Raw genomic sequence first — 19320 nt, 5'->3', positions numbered from 1 at the left:
ACTGGTCAGCGGAAAATATATTATCTTTAGTGTTTGAAAGATTTCAAACGTACCATAGGATTGGCGTGAATAAAATCAACAGCTTACAGAACTAGATCTAATCACTAACACATAACATGGGATTGACATGGACCGAATACTATCATTACTACTTTTACTTTGCCTGATTGCCACGCCGGCAATAATGGCACAATCAACTGGAATGATTGAAGGACAGGTTGTTGAAATGCAATCAATGGAAGCGCTTGCAGGTGTGAACATCATGCTAAGCGGAACTACCTATGGCGACGCATCAGACATTGATGGAAACTATACAATTGAGAATGTGCCTTCCGGAACATACATTCTGCGAGCTACATACCTGGGATTCCAGCCTTATGAGCAGGAAGTTCAGGTCAGATCCGGGCAAACGCTCAATGTAGACATCACGCTTGAAGCTACCACTTTCATGAGCGACGAGCTTGTTGTGACCGGTTCCCGCCGGCCGGAAAAGCTGCTTGAATCGCCCATCACCATTGAGCGTGTTTCAGCTGAAGACCTTGAATACTCGGGCGGTTCAACGTTTATGTCGTCACTTTCGAACCTAAAAGGTGTCAACTACACCAATGCCGGGATGAACACGCAGCTTATTTCTGCACGTGGTTTTAATAGCAGTTTTAACACCCGCATGCTGTTTCTTATTGACGGACGGCTCGCCACACTTGGCGGCACAGGTCTGCCACAGGGAAACTTCCTGCCATCAAGTAAAATCGACCTTAAGAATATTGAAGTGATTTTGGGCCCTGCAGCCGCACTCTACGGCCCGAACTCAGGCTCAGGTGTGATCAATGTGGCCACGAAAGATCCCTGGGATCAGTCAGGCGTCACCATCGAAACACGCGCCGGAAACCAGGATTTGCGGGATATCAGCTACCGGATTGCCGGCACTGTTAACAACAAGTTTGGATATAAGGTGACCGGCCAGTATATGCAGGCAACGGATTTTAAACCACAGCGTGAGGACGGACTTCACTTCTACCAGGCCCAGGGCACATTGCCAACGGCAGCAAATACTGTTTTTGAAACAGACGTGGTTGAGAATTACGATGTAGGCGCAACAAAAATTAATGGATCGCTCTACTACCGCTTTGGCGACTGGCAGGCAACTGGTACTTACGGATGGTCATCCACCGATCAGTTCTCGCTCACAAGTAACGGCCGTAACCGCATTAAAGGCTGGGAAGTTGATTTTCAGACTCTGCAGCTAAGCAACACCAACTGGTACGCACAGGTATCGCGAACGGGTAACAAAGCCGGTAGCTACCAGCTGAACCAGGTTGTACCAGCTGTTCAGGCAACCGTTAATGCAGGTGTTCCTCTCGATCAGGTTGACATCGAAAGTATCCGTGAAGCCGTCGCATTTATTGACGACACTGAAATCTACGATGCGGAACTGCAGTACAATAATCAGTTCGGTGCACTCAACCTCGTCACAGGTTTGAATTACCGTAATTTTCTTCCTGAGTCGCAGGGCACTTATCTTGAAGATGGTGAAGGACAAAACATTAGCCGTGAACTATTTGGCGGGTATGCACAGCTCGATTACGACCTGGTCCCCGACAGGCTTCAGCTCGTCGCCGCGGCACGCGTTGACGGAAACTCCGACTATGACACTCAGTTTAGTCCCAAGGCGTCAGCTGTATTTACTGTTGCTCCAGGCCATAACCTAAGAGCAACTTACAACCGGGCCTATACAACACCATCTATTATCCAGAGTCATGCATACATTCCTATACCCGACCTGTTTGCACCAAACTACGATTTCCTGATTAGAGGAAACACGGAGGGTTACACTATTCAAGATGCTAACGGAAATGTTATTAACACTATTGACCCAATAGCACCCGAGGAGGTAAATTCCCTTGAACTGGGCTATAAAGGAGTTCTGGGTGAAAAGCTTTTTGTTGATGCCGTAGGCTACTACTCCTGGTACAATAATTTTATCGGTACGGATGTTGTTGCTGATGGGTTCAATTCCGTTGCATTCCGCAATGGTGAACAAGTGCTGGTAGATGGGAGTACATTTACAGCACTTCTTTCATACATCAATTTTGGTGAAGCTGAAGTGAGAGGATTTGATATTGGAATGAATTATTATTTCACTGATAAGTACATTCTCAATGCAAATCTCTCAGCGATCGAGCTGGTTGACTTCACGAACGATGTAACAGACGCTCAACTGCCGCTCAACACTCCACCGCTTAAAATTAAAGGCGGATTTACAGCGAAGGAGTTCTTCAATAACGACATGTTCAGACAACCATTTCTCAAAATTAACGGCCGCTGGCAAGACAGCTACCAGTTCCTATCAGGTTACTGGAACACAAACGTGCTGCTTGATGATGACGGAGACCTGACCAACGACGAAGAGCTCCCATCAAAATTCGAGATGGATCTTTCCACCGGGTTTGATATTTCTCAAACCGGCCTTTCGTTCCAGGCAAGCATCAACAATATCTTTGATACAGAAAAAGTAGACCAGCTTGGAACAGCACCAAGAGGCCGTACTTTCTGGATGTCGTTGAAATATAATTTCAGCGGTCTCAGGTTATAAGTTCCTGACCATTCATCACAACTCAAAAAAAGGCGGGATTAAGCATTCCGCCTTTTTTTATGCTGGAAATGCAAAATTTTGTTTTACAGAACTTATCCCAACCAGCGTTGAAGTAAATCCAGAACTTCTGTATAGTGTTGTTAATCAATTATTTTAACCAATCGACCGGTTGGCCTATGCTGAAAGTAACCTTAACCAAAAAAAATCTATCATGACCTACGATCGTAAAACGTTTCTTAAAATGTCGGGCCTGCTTGCCGGCGGTGCCGCTATCGGGACGCTTCCATTTTTAAAGGGATGCAGCCCGGCACAATCGCCAACCCAAACGGACTTCGGTCTTCAGTTATACACGCTTCGGGATGTGATTGCGGATGATCCGGAAGCGACGCTCCGCCGGGTTGCCGAGTTTGGATATACGCAGATCGAAAGCTATGAAGGGTCTATGGGCATGTGGTGGAATATGGGGAATACCGGGTTTAAGAACCTGTTGGACGAGCTGGGCATGACCGCTATTTCCAGCCACGCAAATGTATTTGAAGAGTTCGAACGCAAGGCAAATGAAGCTGCGGAAATCGGCCTTACGTTTATCGTTTGTCCGTGGATAGGACCGCAGGATACACTTGATGGCTATCGGGAGATGGCTGATCAGTTTAACGAAATAGGAGAAATTGCCAATAATGTAGGGCTCCGGTTCGCCTACCACAATCATGCCTACAGTTTCGAAGAGCAGGATGGCGAGATGCCCCATGATATACTTATGGAGAATACAGACCCGGATCTTGTAGAGTACCAGATGGATATTTACTGGGTTGTGGCCGCCGGTCAGGATCCCGCCGAATGGATGCGAAAGTATCCAGGCCGTTTTACATCCGGGCATGTGAAGGATATTGCGCCTGGCGATGAACCGGAGTCTACCATACTTGGTACCGGGGCTATTGATTTCACACAGCTGCTGCCCGTTGCCGTAGAACAAGGCATGGAAGCATTTATTGTGGAGCAGGAAGCATATACCGGCACCACACCGATGAATGCCATCCGCGATAATGCATTATATATGCAGGAACTAGGCGTTTAGAATAAATAAATAAAAATGGCTTGAGGTTGCCTGGCTGATCATTACAATCGGATGATGGTACCTCACGCCTTTTTTTCTTCCTCTTTGGCTTCTCCGCTGATCTCTTTCTCTTTCTTTATTTGCTGTTTTTTCAGATATCGCTGGTACCGATAACCGGCCCAGGCGCCAAGCAGCAGCGTAAACCCGGCCGCTCCTAAAAAACTCAGGATTACGGACATGCCAAGTGCAAAATAGTTCAGGGCGAATACAATCATAAATGCAAAAACCGCCTGTAGAATCGCTATTATTTTCAGTTTTGGAGACATCAGTTTTTTGATCTTGTTCTCTTCTATAATTGGTGAACGCAATAGTTTTGCCGTACTTTCTAGTGTCATGTCAATTCACATTTGTCGAATAAAGACCTGACAGCATTCAAGGTGCCGGTGTTTTTCTGGTCCCGATCCCTCTGGGCTTTGCCGTCCCGACAGCGGTCGGGATGTCAGCGTCAAAAATCAACGCTGTCAGATCCCCCATAGGGATCCCTTCGGGGCAGTGGGTGCTGACAGGTTGCTTACGACAATTCATATTTGACTTAACATTAGTCGTAAAATATGAAAAACTCAGCCAAACATATTGCCGATCGTATTCGCCTGATGATTGCCACCAAGCAGTTTCAGGTTGGCGAGCTTCTGCCCTCTACCCGCGAACTGGGGCGTCAGCTTGAAGTCAGTTTCCACACCGTCCGGAAAGCATACGGTCACCTGGAGGATGAAGGGCTGATTACGGGCGAGCAGGGACGCGGATTCACCGTAAACCGGCAAAACACATCGCTGGATAAGTCGGAGCGACTCGAAATTGGAGCGGGAAAGCTGAAAGAACTGCTTGAAGAGCTCATCGGATACGGCCTTGATGAGTCCGAAATTGAAACCCTGTTTGGCGAGCAGATCAGCTACCTGGAGTGGCCCGACAGGATACAAAGCATTGCTACCATCGGCGAAACTAAAGAGCTGGCTACCATTTTGTCGAGCTCCATCAAAGATCAGGTGGGCGTAAAAAGCGATACGCTCAGCCTCGACGATTACGATAAGGCGCTAACTTATGATGCGCTCTTCATCCCTATCCAATTGGTGAGTGAATTTCACGGCGCCGGTGATTCCATCCGCATCATGCCGGTTGTATATCATTACGATGCGGACATTCTGATCTCTATTGTAGCCAGAGCCGCTTTGGACGCTATCGGGCTGGTAACTGCCCAGGAAGAATCGATTCAGAAAATCATCAGTCAGCTGAAATCGGCCATTAACTTTAGCGGATCTTTTGTAGCAGGGGCAACCTATGGAAAGTCTCTGCCGCTCTTTGTGAGGAACACGGACCTTGTGGTCTACACTCCCGCATGCGCACGGCTGGTTGAACAGAAAGTGCCGGAAAAAAAACGCCTCAAACTGCAGTATATCCTTTCCGATAAAAGTGCCGACATGATTCGGTCTGAGTTGTGGGATCAGTAAATTGGTGGTTTGGTTGATTAGTTTAGGTTTAGGTATAAGTCATTAGTCTTAAATCCACCCATACGTCATCGCGGGCTTAGACCCGCGATCTCCCATTCTTGTATCGGTAAAATGGTTACCAATGGCGAGTGTACAGATCGGGAAAGAATTGGAGTTCCCGGCTCGGAGGCCGCGATGACGCCTTTCTGGACAGCATTGATTTCAACACAACATCCACTGGTATAAAACGTATCTTTACTGACGAATTGATTTGCCAACAACAGTTGCACATGTTTATGAAGTATCTATTCCTTACCGCCATCTTTATTCTGCCGCTTGCTCTCATTCCTGTTGCTGAAGCACAAGCGCAGGATGATGATGAGTTTAAAATAGCCCGTGTTCAGTATCGCGGCGGCGGCGACTGGTACAGCTCACCCACAGCTTTAACCAATATGCTCCGTTTTGTAAAAGAACAGGTGCCTATCAGCGTCAGCGAGCAGTACGATGACGTGCAGCTTGGCAGCCGAGACATTTTCAACTATCCGTTTTTGTTCATCACGGGGCACGGCAATATATCCATCAACGAAGCGGAAATGGAGAATCTTCGCCGCTACCTGGAATCCGGCGGTTTTCTTTATGTGGATGATGACTACGGCTTGGATCAATATATCCGGCCCTACCTTGAAAGAATTTTTCCTGATGAAGACCTCATCGAACTTCCGGCCGACCATCCTATCTATACCAACGTGTATAACTTTCCCAACGGCCGGCCGCCCAAAGTACACGAGCATGACAATCAGCCACCCCAGGCATTTGGCATCTTCCATGAGGGGCGAATGGTGGTGCTTTACACGTATGAATCCAACCCATCTGACGGCTGGGCATATGATGAACACGACAATCCACAATCAATTACAGATGCGGCTCTTCGATTTGGCGTGAACCTGCTGGTATATGCGTTGATCAGTCCTTGATTACTGTTGAGTATAACCAGCAGCGCTAACTGCATACAGCCAAAACTACGGTTAGATACCGATATGATTGATTATCTTTTTAAAGACTGGTCTTCATGAGCAGAAATCAGAAAAAGTATTCTTATCTCATCTATTTTGGCTGCCGCTAAAATGTGCCTGTTATGACGGTCTCCTGATCTCATTAAAAAATGGGCTACACAATGTATTTCTTTTTTCCTTTTAATAGACTATGAATTTATTTCAAAGCTCCCCTCCCTATCAAGTACCGCCAGGGCTCAGTACGGAGGGGGAGGGTCTGTTTATTTTACAATCGTCATTTTGCGGGAAGTCACGTTGTTCTCGGTGGTCATTTGATAGATATAAACACCACTAGCCAGCCTGCTCGCATCAAACCGCATCGTATACCAGCCTGCAGGCTGTTCGTCATTGATCAACACCTGCACACGCCGGCCGATTACATCATAGATTTCAAGACGAACATTCTGCTTTTCCGGCAGTGAGTACCGGATAGTGGTCGCTGCATTAAACGGGTTAGGGTAGTTGGGAAACAGTGCAAAATCTTGCGGCAAATACTCCCGTTCCTTTTGTTCCAGCCAGTATTTATCGCCCACAAATAGCGTATAGATCATTTCTGGTTTCTCCATGACCGCTTCCACAGTCTCTCCATGTCGCAACATCCACGATTGATCACTTTCTTCATTTACGAGCAACAGGCTGGTATTTTCCGGCATATCAGCGATTTCAGCACGCCATGTAAAAACGGACCCTTTATCTGCTTTCATGTGAAGATGATACTCACTCCCCTGGCGATTGTATTCTGAAACATCTCTTATCATACCTTTGCTGTTTTCGTATTCAGGCTTTATCAACATCATTCCGGTACGACTCATCGCCATGGGCGGATGATACTTTTTTAAACGGTTTACGTCTTCCTCAAAATCCGAATGATTTTCAGCGAGACCCGGGAAAAGCAGTTCATTAGCTAATCTCTTCTCTTCATTAAATTCGGCATGAAGCTTTACTGTCGGCTGTGTGCCCAGGGATGCCGCATTCAAGAGCTCACCCTTGTTATCTATTTTCCGCCGGTTCTCCATACCGGAGTAGGGAATCTCGAGGGCGTCGAGGGCGGTCTCCGGTGGATTATAATAGTAATATCCATAAACTGAGTGCAGAGTATCCGCTTCCGCAAAGTGTCCATTGTAGCTATAGACTTCACCGTGAATACCATTCATTACCCGAACATCACGCCAACTAACGTTCTTTGTATGTGGATTTGAAATTATATTCCAGCCCGGATGTAACGGAACAGTGTAAGCGTCATTTTCATTGGTTTCTACACCGGCTACGGGCAGTTCAATGTTCAGGGTATTTGTTCCGGATACCCAGAATCCACCACCTGAAGAAAAAGTGAAATTTTTGTCGCTTTGGCTGTACTCCCGGTATACATCATCAGTACCAACTTTCCGAAATGCCTTCCAGTCGGTTCCATAATTTCCCTCAAAAAGATCACTCACCGAATACTGATCCCCACCAGGCAGGCCCACAAGACGATATTCCCGATCCGAAAGATCGTTCTTAGCTTTTACAGTGGATTTCCCAAATTCAATTTGTTCACGTAAAACGTCGGTTTCACCTGCTATTTGAGGAGCCGGCCTTGTACTGAACGCAGATACTAGATTCCAATCGCTCTTTGTTCTTTCATTTTCGACTCTTACTCGCCAATAATATAGTTCGTCGTCCTCCAAACCTGTCAACTGTAACGATGTGTCGTTTGTTAATTTGTCAATCACAGGAGCTGAAAAATCACCTGACTGTGAAAGCTGGATCCTGAATGTTGTGTTGTAGGCAGAGCTCCATTCAAGTAAGGGAGCGATGCTGACCTGACTGGCATCAGCTATGGGAAAAACAACATCTGGTGTTTCTGCAATTGTTATGAAAGACCGCTCATCCGACCATTCTGAACGGCTCGTGCTGTTTTTTGCCATTATACGCCAGAAGTAGCGCTGATTATAGTCCAGTGTTTCTGGCAGCTCATAGCTTAACCCGTCCTGGACTTCGGAATCAGCAATTGCTTGAGTGAACTCTATGTCACTGCTTACCTGTACCTGGTAGCTCTCGGCGTGCAGGGCGGGTTTCCACTCCAAAGTAGGCTGAAGTTCAACCGAACCTTTGCTGTCGATTGGCAGCTGAAGCGCAACTTGCTCCGGCTGCGCCCAGATCGTTGTAAATGTCCAGGAATAGGTAGTATTGCCCACGTCATCGGCATTACGAACCGCATTTGCGGGAATGGAAACCCGGTAATCTGCAAATTGTTCGAACTGGCCATGTTCAATGATAAGCTGATTATCCTTCAGTGCGGCTTCAACATCATGTACCGAACCATCATCCTGCCTGGTTATGGTGATGCCGGCCAGGTTTCCGGCATTCACTTTCTGTGTGAACGAAGCGACCGGAGGCCGAGTAAACCCAACCCCAACAGCTCCGTCAGAAGGGGAGTGTGTGTCTACCACCGGTGGCGGCATTACAGTTGTGAACTGCCATAATATCTCTTCACTGGGTATTCCATCCAGGTTCACCAGGGCTTCATCCCTAATGGTCACAGTATATGTGGTGTGATTATTCAACCCGTCATGGATAAGCCTCAAATGATCTCCTTCCGCTTCAACCCTAAATTCAATGCCCCGGCTTTCCGGATCGGTCACAGATATCAGATCGGCGTTGGCAAGGAGAATGGAGTGGTCAAATTGAACCGTTATCGGTGCGTCGGTCTCAATTCTTGTCTCATCCGGAACCGGTGACTGCTGAACGGCTACCGGCGGTGTCCGGAAGATTGAAAAAACCGCGTTTTCCATCAGGATGTTGTAATTCGGCCCCGCATCCAGCGTTCCTCTCAAAATGGTGTATTCACCATGAGTCTCGCCCTGTTCCCGTTCCAGGGATCCGTCAATAATTGTTCTGTCATCCCCATACTCAAATCCGACTGCCTTGTATGGAACTTCCGGGTCGTTTTCTCCTTCAAACTTCCAGAGCTCTCCATTTGCGGTTACGGTCAGCTCTTTTGGTTTGACAAGATACGCTGCCGGCTTAAATTTGATTTTATAGTTCTCCCCGGCTGTGAGAGTACCCTGGCGGATCTCATATTTTCCGGCATTTTCAGTACCGGTGCGCTGAAGCACTCCCCGAAATTCATCGTCTTCGAGCAGCGATCCATTTGTGACTTTGTATTCCAGCTCTTCTGGCTCCTCATCACCATACACAATTTCAACCGGACGCGCAGCTACCGTTAATTTTCGTGGTTTGATATCAGCCAGGACAGACCAGCTTGTTGTTTGTAACTTGTAATTATTTTGATCCTCTCCCCCTGCAATGTCAATGTCGGTGAAATGGACCAACAGGTCCTGGCCGGCATCCGATCTCTCAAATGCCGCGTGATAGTCGAACTCCAGTTTGTCGCCGTCTACCCGGTTATCCTGGAAATCGGTGCCTGACACATCCGAGGTGCCGTCATAAGTTTTGTCACCGGCCTTAAAATTGGTCAGCATGAGTGGGCGGGGCATGATCTCAAATTCGACCGGTTCAAATTTTATTTTGTAATTTGTGCCTGCATCCAAAGACCCTTTCTGAATGTAATAGAATCCAACATCTTCTCCTGATTTCCGACTTGGTGATCCCGTCAACAAAGTTTCACTATCGTTAAAAGCAAAGCCGGTTGCCCTGAACCGAATTTCCGGATCGCCGCTTCCATATAACTTCGTTTGATGAGGAATCACTTCCACCAGCAGTTCTTTTGGTTTGATTTCAAATTCGGCTGATGAAAATTCAATTTCATAATTTCTTCCTGCGCTCAGTGTATTCTGCTTTATCGGGTAGCTGCCCACATCTTCCTCATTCCCTCTGCTGATTGAACCGCTGAGGATTTCTATATCCTCACCCGGGGCAAAATTTCGCGCTTCAAATGTCAACTCAGGGTCAGCTTCGCCATAAATTTTGGATTGACCGCCATCCACAACCACCTGAAGCGTTCGCGGTGTAATGCTAAACTCCGCCGGTTCAAACGAAATATCATAATTCCCGCCGGCAGTCAGAGATCCCTGCTGAATTTCATATTCCCCTGCACCCTGTGATCCGGTTCGGGTTAACTGCCCGTCAAGACGATCGCCTTCCGCAATCGAGCCTTCACTGATTCTGTACTTCAGGGCCGGCTCTTCATCGCCGTATGTCATCTCAACGGGAAGGGCCTGAACAGTTACCGGACGGGGAAAAATTGTAGCTTGTGCAGCCCCTTTGGTGCTATTCAAAATGTAGTTTTGCCGGTCAGATCCGCCCGATATTTCAATATCGCTGAAAATGACAGTTTTGTTTGTTTCTGCATCCGGATTCTCAAACTGCGCAGTGTAGCTGAACTCCAGGTCATCCCCTGAAAGCCGGTTATCCCGGAAGTTGGCATCCCTCGCATTTGGTGATCCGTCGTATATTTTGTCTTCTGCTGTGAAAGTGTCCAGCATAAGCGATCGTTGCAGAATTGTTAACTCAGCCGGTTGAAATCTGATGTTATAGTTTGAGCCGGCATCAAGACCTTCCGCTAAAATTGCATATACACCTGCATCTTCTCCGGCCTCACGCGAAAGCTCCCCTGAAAGAATGGATTTATCGTCACCTTCCGCAAAATTGGATACACTATAGGCCAGGTACGGGTCCGGCTCTCCGTAGGTTTTAGATAGCCGGCGTTCAACCGTAACATCCAGCTCACGCTTTTGAATTTCAAAATCAGCCGGTCTGAATTGTATTGAATAATTTCCGCCTGCTGACAAATCACCACGGGTAATGTCATATTCACCCGTATCTTCACCTGCCTCACGGCTTAACGAGCCGGTGATCAAATCATAGTCATCATCGTACACAAATCCTTCTGCTGAATAGGTGAGCTGAGGGTCGGATTCCCCATAAATTTTGGCTTGATTTCCATCTGCATTGATCTCAAGCACTGAGGGTTGTATCGTTACGACCTGTTCTGTTTGTTCATCAACAGTTTCGTCAGTCGCTGCCGTCACCACTGTAGTTCCAGCTCCCCTGATCGTTGCGATATTCCCATCAATAGCAAGCAAATCCGGATCTTCAGTTGTATAGCTAATGAGCAACCCATCGGACGTGCGTTCCTGGCCGAGTTCAAATGGTTCATCTCCGTATCTTTTATCCAGGAGTGATTTATTTGTGGTGCTTTCGCCGGATTCTGAGCTTTCAGACAGATACATCACAGCAGACAGATTCTCTGCAGAACGGGAAAGTTCAGGAGAGATCATTAAACTGTAAAAAGCCAGAATTAAAAGAAAAGAAGTACGTCTACGTAGACTCATCTTTTTATTAATTAACTGCATATACAATCAAAGTAACTGAAATGGGTGCGCCCGTTTTTTATGTATTGTAAAAAATTATTGTATTGTTCCTGTCAAGAGAACAATAATTATAATGACAACGGGCAGAACACTTTAATCGTGTTTTTAAAAATATCCGCATAACTTGTTCTTTACAAACTGAAGATAAATACGGATATCAGACATTATCTTCATTTATAAACCAATACACCATGAACCCGCAAGTACAGGTTACAGGCGAGGAGGGAACCCTGAACCACCTTTTTTAATTACATTTTCTCCTAAAAGTTTCAAAATCGTTGTAAAGCATTGCTTTAATAATTCCACAAATAAAAATTCAGAAACATGGATTATAAAAAGAAATGGTGGCGGCACTCTGTCATCGGAGTTACGCTTGTTGGACTCGGCATCAATTTTATCGGTGAAGCGATCATCATCAAAAGCAACAGCCCGGCGGAGTTCGATCTTGGTCACGCTGCCCTATGGTTTTGGATTGGCCTGTTTGGGCTGGTGTCGATCAACGCTGGCATCAGCTATGTGGGTGATGCCGTAAAGCAACGCATTTATATGGAGATGGAGAACGGCGAGGCCCCTGTGAATAGACCTGAGTGATTTGATGCATCAAACATGGCATGTCTTCACTACGAACCACGAGAATACTCCTAAACGTGTTTGCAATCCATGACTTAATTGTCATCCAAATCAGACATACTATGTTTTTGTTTCGAGCCGTCACCAAACATGGCATGTCTCGCGAACGACCATAGCTCTCTGCCTCCAAAAAGCCCTTCAACAGACAGGCGCACCGTACTGGCAAGAGACATGCTATGTTTTTCCATGCCCACACTTAACATGGCATGTCTCGCAATGGAACCTACCCCGCTACCTCCACGAAGCTTCTCATCGAACAGGCGCCCCGCATCGGCAAGAGACATGCTATGTTTCGGTTTCGAGACCTTAATAAACATGGCATGTCTCTCAGCATCGCCATGTTACTTTGCCTATCAAAAATCTCATCAGCATTTAGTGACTCGGCTTGATCAGACATTCCATGTTTTCTGTGAAACAGTGAGGCTCCTTTTTCGTTTCAGGTAGCATGGAGAAGTACACTGAAAAAGATATCAAATGGCTGCTGAACCTGCATAAAGGGTCAGGCAGATCTGCCAGTATTGACGCCCCGCCAAAACCCGGACGTACCTGGAAACAGTGGACTATACGGCTTTCTCTTGCAGTGAGTGCAATTCTCTGCCTCGTCATCTTCCCATTCTTTCTGCTGATACGCTTTTCAGTTTACCTCAACCTGAACTACGGACTTGGAGCTTCGACATCCCTGACCGGCGGCATTCTGGCAACCATCTTGCTTTTATGCCTTTATCTGCTGCTGGTTTCTTTTAAAGTGTCCAATAAGAAACTGCTTATCAAAATCGGAGGAATTGGCATCGGCACAATGGTACTTGGGTACTGTCTTTTTTCCCTCTTTTATCTTTCAAGCGTGAACGCCAAGAGTGGTGATGTTCAAGACGTGTACCGGTCAATGCACCCTATTCTACGTGTTGCCGTTTCCACGATGACCTTGGCTGACAGTGATCTCGTGATTACCGACATTGAACGGGTGCAAGCAGATTATGGCCGGATGCGGCTGCCCGTCAACCAAACCTCACTCCACTACCGCCAGGAGAACGGCTACGTACACGCGGTGGATATCCGAACGATAGACCGCGGATTTATCCGCAATGCCCTTCTTCGCGGCTCGCTTGAAGTGATGGGATTCCGAACTATTCGGCATGTGGGTACAGCTGATCATCTGCATGTGGAGTTGAGGTAAAGGGTGAATGATGTGGTACGCATTGGAGCTGCCGCCTGACTACATAAGCACAAAAGTCTCTCTTCTTTCAAGTACACTCTGATCATATAGTTAGTATTTTGGTTATAATCAGAAAAGTCCTGCTGCCTTACAGTATTTTATTATATAATTGTTTGCTTGTGAAAATTTGAAAGACTACAATCAAACTATGAAATCAACAGCAAAACAGTATTTTAAAATAGAGTTTTCGGGTGGAGAGTCAGAGAATAAGGAACTTACGGTTAAAGATCTTGCGCCTGCTTTAATTGCATTTTCTGATTTTTTAGACCAAGCTAATTCAGTAATAAATGGCAAGAGAGTAAAGGTTGATTTAAAATTTAAAGCTTCATCAGAAGGGTCTATAATTGTAGAGCTTGGTTTACACGCCGATATATTAACCCAGATTGTAGATTTTTTCAGCGGTGATGCAGTAGCCGCTTTACTCAACCTCAAAGAGGTAATTGGGTTGGCAGGTGGTAGCGGATATGGGATTTTTAAACTTATCAAATGGCTCAAGAACCGCAAGATCCAAAAAGTTAAATTGAGTGATGGTAAGAAGGTCGTATTAATACTTGAAGATGGGGACAGCATTGAAATTACAGAGAATGAACTGAATGTGTTAAAAAGTATTAAGGCAAGGAAATATTTGTCTGAGTTTAAGAAACCTCTACTCACCGGCTCAGCTGATGAAATTCTTATTTATGATGAAAAAACAAAAAGAAGTATTGAAAATGGAATAGATACCGACACTGCATCATATTTTGATCCACCCGACGTAGCAGATGAACTATTGCTCGAAAAAGAACAGGAATTGGTTATAACTATTGAGAGCCTTTCTTTTAAAGAAGGGAATAAATGGCGTGTGTCTGATGGTAATAATACTTTTACAGCTACAATCTCAGACGATAATTTTATTAATGATGTCCAAGACAATAGAGAGGCGTTTCGAAGAGATGATATCTTGCGTGTGAAAATGACAACAAAGCAATATAAAACTGGTACCGGGTTAAAAACGGATCATGAAATAACGGAAGTTAAAGAGCATATTCCACCTCCAGATCAATTAAATATAGTTTTTGAGTAAGTTATGAATGATATTCTCACGGATTTTAATGAATTATCCTCCATACTTGCTGGTGCTTATGCAGTAGTTGCTCTATTGATGACTCTACTTCTTTCATACTTTCACAAACGTGATCTTCCAGTTAAGCTTCTTGGTAGTTTAATGGTGTTATCCATTATGTTTGGTGCTAATAATGCATGGATATATGCAATAGGGGTTTTCATTGTTGCGACTCTAGTTACGGAATTGCAATTCCTTGAAAAGTTAGCGGCTCTTGCTTGGAATCGAAAGGAATACTGGCAGTATCTAAGTCAAGCATCTGATGAAGAAATAAAAGCAAAGTATATTGAGGATGCTCAAGAAGAAGTCACAAAAATAGAAAGTGCATATGATAATAAACCAGAATCACCATTAGATAAATCTACAAGGAAAATAGGGAAGCTTATAGAAGAAGCGCATGCTTTTGAAAATAATGTACTGAAAGCATTGGAATCGAAAAAGTTCAGTCTTTTTCTCACTTCAAATTTTTCTAAACACATTAAGCTTAATGCCGGTTCAAGAACTATAATAATTGATGCGATTGCAATGTCCAGAGAGAGACACTTTTTAATAGAAATAAAACATTACAAAAATGAACACTCAATTACCCATGCAACGTATAAAATTAAGTCAACTGCAAATGAGTATAATAAATATTTACAAGAGCGAGGGAAAAATTTAGTTGTAACACCGGTACTTGTAGTACCTCAAATAACAAATGAGACAGTAGTAGAAGAAATTCCAATTTTAAGGTTTGACAATGACTCTAAAACTTTCACAAATATTCAAGATTTTACAAGCATACTGCGTTATTCAAAGGAAGATTAACTCAAGAAATCTTTTAAGCTATCTAAACTTTGATCAAGTTCTTAGGCTTCTACCTGAAGGTATTTGTGATTGATAACTGTTTTATGATTATTCGGGCTGTTAAATCACATCCGAATTTTGTCCTTATAGCCACTCTCTTCATAAATATGAATGCCTGAAGTCTCATCCATTGCCCTTGGCTTTTTTGCTTTTAGTCTGATCAAAAGATACCAATCAATACAAAATATTAAAATGGATTGTTCAAATCTCTAAATTTTAGAGCTAAAACTTTATAATTCTAAGTTTTTCTGACCTTATGATAAAGGGTTTCCACAGATCTTACGGCTCCCTTTATCGCCAATTCTTTCGAGGCCCGTATAGTCCTGTCATTAAATCTGTGTCAGCTCTAAAATGACATAGCAATGATCTGATTTTACAAATTAGCTGTTCATTAACCTTCAAATAGCCCGGCCTTTGATTACTGACGAAGGCGTTTGGCATCCGGGGAGCGCATTCGATGGGTTTTGCGTACTTTTGACCGTTTAAAAATACGAGAGAAAGAAATTAGTCATTGTAATTAACATTGCCTTAAAAGAGGAACTGGGATGATTGATTATTTATCAATACTAAGAGAGTCATCAAGACAACGTAATCAAAAACACGCCCGCCACCATGATGATCACGCCCAAGAGCCGTTCGCGCAATCCTTTCTCATTAAAAAAGAAGTAACCCCAAAAGACGCTCAAAATGGCACTGCCCCGTTTGATGGATATCACATAAGCAACAAAAATGAAATTGATGGCGATCATCTGGGTCACAAACGTCAGCGCATTGAAGACTCCGAGAGCGATCAGCGGTTTGGCCTGCTTTCTGATATCCTCCCTGCTATGATCTGAAAACTTCAGCATTACCGGGAACAGCGCTACCGCCAGAAAGCAGGTCATGGCCACCGACCAAAAGATAGGCGATGAATTCTGAACGCCGATCTTATCGATGTTTGCTGTAAAGCTCCAGATGAACGCCACCAGGAGCATCAGCCGCGGCCCGGGATCTACCACCAGTTTTTTAAATGGCTCCAGGAACCCTTCTCCGCGTACTTTTATATTCAGCATATACGATCCGCCAACAATCAGCAGTACGCCTGCCACGCCAACGGCTGATGGATATTCCCCAAGCATAAACGGTGATGTGATTAACAAGAACATCGGGGTAAATGTGATCATCGGGATAGTAATCGACAGATCTGACATGCGGATCGCCCGCATGTACAGCACAAGGCTCACCGCATTTAATGCGCCACCTGCCAGCAGCGCTTTCCAGAATGAAGCATTCAATTCAGGGATACCGGTAACAAATAGAATTGGAAGCAAAATAGGCAGCGCAAGTGCCGACATCACCCAGGCGATAAAAAATTCATCAAGCCGGCCAAGGCCAAATTTCCCCGACAGATCCTTCAGCGATTCAAACAGGGCGGTCAGGAAAGCAAAAACCAGGTAGATCATTTGGTTAAAGAGTTTAATTTATTCATCTGAAAGTAGTTTTAATCTGAGTTTGATTTTAAATCAGGACAAATAAAACTCCCCTCCTGTGTAAGGAGGGGCCGGGGGTGGTAGCTTTAAATTTTTGAATTTAAATTAGACTCAAAATCTTGTTTCCCCAGAGGGATGCGATGCCCTGGGCATAACCACCCCTGAATCCCCTCCTTGAGAAGGAGAGGACTTTTTACTCCAATCAAAAGACATTATAATTCGAACTCAGGTATCCACCCTTTACTTGAACCGATTCTTTGTCCATATTCAAACAGCCAAAGATACGTGAACCAAATTAACATATCAGACCAGATGTCTCTATTCAGAACAATTATATACTGCGCGCTGCTTTTCCTGGCGGCTGTTTCATGTACAAATAACCGGGCGGAATCACCCGCAGCGCTGCCTGTTGCTATGTCAGCGGAGTCGGGTCAAACCAGCAGCAATTGTCCGGAAGCCCCTGATTTGTCATTTTCAGAGCTTGATTCCGTCGCTCATCTGCCAAATCCTTTCAGTTTTTCTGATGGTTCCCAAGTATCCAGAATGGACCATTGGAACTGCAGACGTGATGAAATTGGCCAAATGGCCCAGCAGTTTGAGCTGGGAGAAAAACCAAGTGCCCCGGAATCGGTCACCGGATCGTTTGAAAACGAAACGCTCCGGCTTACCATAGAACACCAGGGACGCACGATCTCTTTCAACTCAGAAGTGATTTTGCCGTCCGGCGGTCAGGCTCCTTATCCTGCTATCATTGGTATGGGCCGCTCATTCCTGGATAATGATCAGCTCGACAGTCTTGGCGTGGCCTTGATCAACTTTCCAAATAGCGCGATTGCAGAGCAGATGAATGCATCTTCAAGAGGTAACGGTTTGTTTTATGATTTGTACGGAAGCGATCATCCCGCCGGTGCGCTCATGGCTTGGGCGTGGGGCGTCAGCCGGGTGATTGACCTCCTGGAAACTGTGGATTCACCGATTGACACCGAACGGCTGGGTGTAACTGGCTGCTCAAGAAATGGAAAAGGCGCGCTGATTGCCGGGGCATTTGATGAGCGAATCGCCCTCACCATTCCCCAGGAGTCGGGCGCGGGTGGAGCTGCATCCTGGCGGATATCCGATACCATGCTAGAAAACGGGCAAAATGTGCAAACGCTGCGGCAAATTGTCGGTGAAAATGTTTGGCTCAGGGAGTCCTTTTCGCAGTTCAGTGAATCGGTGGAGAAACTGCCGTTCGACCATCACGAGGTGATGGGTATGGTTGCACCGCGCGGACTGCTTGTTATTGAACATTCGGGGATCGACTGGCTGGGACCAAAAAGCACTTATGGCGCGTCACTGGCAGCCCGTGAGGTTTGGACTGCGATGGGCGTACCTCAGCGGATGGGATTTTCGCAGGTGAGCGGCCATAACCACTGCCAGCTGCCCGATTCTCAGAAGCCGCATGTAGCTGCTTTTGTTGAAACGTTTCTCCTGAACAACCCGGCTCAAACTAATATTTTTGATACGGATGCAAGCTTTTCATTTGAAAACGAGCGCTGGATCCCCTGGAGCACACCCGGCCTCCGGTAACGGTTTTATCAGAAGTATTAGCCAGGAGATTGTTTAATCATTGCTACCGCCCGGCACATTGCACACACCGGGTGGTGTACGGCATAAATTTGAGCCGGCCAAACGGGATCTCTTTCCCGCATTTCAGGCACTTGCCCAACTTACCCTCTTCATATCTCTCCTGCGCCCGCTCCAGCTTTTGGAGCGTGCTTTTTTTGTCCCGAAGCTGCTTTTCGTTGATCGCTTTGTTGTTAATGGCATCCATGCGTGACAAACGGCCAACCGATGCATCCAGCTTTACCGGTTTGGTGAGCTCCTTCAGCTCTTCAATCTCTTCACGAACGGATTCTATCTGCTCATCAATGATTCGTTTGATCTCTTTTTTCTCATCTTCGGTCATCTAAATTTGGTTCTAATTATAAAATTTATATTATTTGTCATTGAAAATATTCATCAAAGCGGTCAACAACAAGACTGCGGTGTTGATATGTTCATTACGGTCTCATTCAAGATATCGTCTGTGGGTCCTGAACAAAATGAGTACACGTTTTTTTAACGCAGATTTTTCATCCTTCTAATTCAGCCCCATTGAAATGAGTGAGCTCAGACGCGAACTTGGGTTTTGGGACGCATTAACCATCGGCGCCGGTACAATGATCGGTGCCGGTATCTTCCTGCTGGCCGGCGTAGCCCTTGAGATGTCGGGCCCGGCAGCCATTTTTGCTTACATCCTGTCTGGTATCGTTTGTATGATTGCCGCATCAAGTGCCACAGAGCTTGCCACCGGCATACCCACATCCGGCGGTGATTATTTTTTCGTGTCACGCTCACTCGGTCCCGCCTTCGGTGCCATATCGGGCGTGGGTATCTGGCTGAGCCTCACATTTGCCATTGCATTTTACCTGTTCGGCATGGGCGAGTATTTATCTCAGTTTCTTCCCGTCACTGCATTCTGGGGCGCATTTATTGGCGGTGTACTCCTTACCATATAGAATGTCGTAGGTGCAAAGGAGT

15 protein-coding genes are annotated in these 19320 nt (G+C 45.6%); 10 read left to right on the top strand and 5 right to left on the bottom strand.

Annotated features, from left to right (window positions below; genetic code table 11):
* Window positions 1–127: 127 nt before the first annotated feature.
* Window positions 128–2593: a TonB-dependent receptor gene (locus AABW11_RS08505; RefSeq protein WP_340104579.1), complete on the top strand. Its 2466-nt coding sequence runs from the start codon at window positions 128–130 to the stop codon at window positions 2591–2593.
* Between the two features lie 211 nt (window positions 2594–2804).
* Window positions 2805–3668, top strand: coding sequence for a sugar phosphate isomerase/epimerase family protein (locus AABW11_RS08500; RefSeq protein WP_340104577.1), 864 nt, complete (start codon window positions 2805–2807; stop codon window positions 3666–3668).
* Window positions 3669–3730: 62 nt separating this feature from the next.
* On the opposite strand, the gene AABW11_RS08495 is transcribed toward AABW11_RS08500, so the two are convergent.
* On the bottom strand, window positions 3731–4042 hold the full coding sequence (locus AABW11_RS08495; protein ID WP_340104575.1) for a hypothetical protein: 312 nt from the start codon (window positions 4040–4042) through the stop codon (window positions 3731–3733).
* A gap of 216 nt (window positions 4043–4258) precedes the next feature.
* On the opposite strand from AABW11_RS08495, the gene AABW11_RS08490 reads away from it, so the two are divergent.
* Together AABW11_RS08490 and AABW11_RS08485 are read left to right on the top strand one after the other, a co-directional pair.
* On the top strand, window positions 4259–5152 hold the full coding sequence (locus AABW11_RS08490; RefSeq protein ID WP_340104573.1) for a GntR family transcriptional regulator: 894 nt from the start codon (window positions 4259–4261) through the stop codon (window positions 5150–5152).
* Between the two features lie 275 nt (window positions 5153–5427).
* On the top strand, window positions 5428–6105 hold the full coding sequence (locus AABW11_RS08485; RefSeq protein ID WP_340104571.1) for a DUF4159 domain-containing protein: 678 nt from the start codon (window positions 5428–5430) through the stop codon (window positions 6103–6105).
* 299 nt (window positions 6106–6404) lie between these two features.
* Here AABW11_RS08485 and AABW11_RS08480 read toward each other — a convergent pair whose 3' ends face one another.
* Window positions 6405–11459 carry an MBG domain-containing protein gene (locus AABW11_RS08480; RefSeq protein WP_340104569.1) on the bottom strand — a complete coding sequence of 1685 codons (5055 nt, stop codon included), beginning with the start codon at window positions 11457–11459 and terminating at the stop codon, window positions 6405–6407.
* A gap of 363 nt (window positions 11460–11822) precedes the next feature.
* Here AABW11_RS08480 and AABW11_RS08475 point away from each other — a divergent pair, with 363 nt between their 5' ends.
* Window positions 11823–12089 carry a hypothetical protein gene (locus AABW11_RS08475; RefSeq protein WP_340104567.1) on the top strand — a complete coding sequence of 89 codons (267 nt, stop codon included), beginning with the start codon at window positions 11823–11825 and terminating at the stop codon, window positions 12087–12089.
* A 74-nt stretch (window positions 12090–12163) separates the two neighbouring features.
* On the opposite strand, the gene AABW11_RS08470 is transcribed toward AABW11_RS08475, so the two are convergent.
* Complete coding sequence (locus tag AABW11_RS08470) at window positions 12164–12445, bottom strand: hypothetical protein (RefSeq protein WP_340104565.1); 282 nt, start codon at window positions 12443–12445, stop codon at window positions 12164–12166.
* Between the two features lie 128 nt (window positions 12446–12573).
* On the opposite strand from AABW11_RS08470, the gene AABW11_RS08465 reads away from it, so the two are divergent.
* The 3 genes from AABW11_RS08465 to AABW11_RS08455 all read left to right on the top strand — a co-directional run bounded on the left by AABW11_RS08465 (window position 12574) and on the right by AABW11_RS08455 (window position 15250).
* Window positions 12574–13302: a hypothetical protein gene (locus AABW11_RS08465; RefSeq protein WP_340104563.1), complete on the top strand. Its 729-nt coding sequence runs from the start codon at window positions 12574–12576 to the stop codon at window positions 13300–13302.
* A gap of 187 nt (window positions 13303–13489) precedes the next feature.
* Window positions 13490–14404 carry a hypothetical protein gene (locus AABW11_RS08460; RefSeq protein WP_340104561.1) on the top strand — a complete coding sequence of 305 codons (915 nt, stop codon included), beginning with the start codon at window positions 13490–13492 and terminating at the stop codon, window positions 14402–14404.
* Window positions 14405–14407: 3 nt separating this feature from the next.
* Window positions 14408–15250: an NERD domain-containing protein gene (locus AABW11_RS08455; RefSeq protein ID WP_340104559.1), complete on the top strand. Its 843-nt coding sequence runs from the start codon at window positions 14408–14410 to the stop codon at window positions 15248–15250.
* Window positions 15251–15867: 617 nt separating this feature from the next.
* Here AABW11_RS08455 and AABW11_RS08450 read toward each other — a convergent pair.
* On the bottom strand, window positions 15868–16731 hold the full coding sequence (locus tag AABW11_RS08450; protein ID WP_340104557.1) for an EamA family transporter: 864 nt from the start codon (window positions 16729–16731) through the stop codon (window positions 15868–15870).
* Between the two features lie 339 nt (window positions 16732–17070).
* On the opposite strand from AABW11_RS08450, the gene AABW11_RS08445 reads away from it, so the two are divergent.
* Window positions 17071–18327, top strand: a complete 1257-nt coding sequence (locus tag AABW11_RS08445) for a glucuronyl esterase domain-containing protein (protein WP_340104555.1) — start codon at window positions 17071–17073, stop codon at window positions 18325–18327.
* A 43-nt stretch (window positions 18328–18370) separates the two neighbouring features.
* On the opposite strand, the gene AABW11_RS08440 is transcribed toward AABW11_RS08445, so the two are convergent.
* Window positions 18371–18706, bottom strand: a complete 336-nt coding sequence (locus AABW11_RS08440) for a TraR/DksA family transcriptional regulator (protein ID WP_340104553.1) — start codon at window positions 18704–18706, stop codon at window positions 18371–18373.
* A gap of 193 nt (window positions 18707–18899) precedes the next feature.
* Between AABW11_RS08440 and AABW11_RS08435 the strand changes: the two genes are divergently transcribed.
* Window positions 18900–19298, top strand: coding sequence for an APC family permease (locus tag AABW11_RS08435; protein WP_340104551.1), 399 nt, complete (start codon window positions 18900–18902; stop codon window positions 19296–19298).
* Window positions 19299–19320 lie beyond the last annotated feature (22 nt).

This window comes from Rhodohalobacter sp. 8-1 (genome assembly GCF_038150125.1).
In the GTDB taxonomy this organism is placed as follows: Bacteria; Bacteroidota; Rhodothermia; order Balneolales; family Balneolaceae; genus SW132.
The sequence above is the reverse complement of the archived record's forward strand: the minus strand, read 5'-3'. Positions and strand labels throughout refer to the sequence as shown.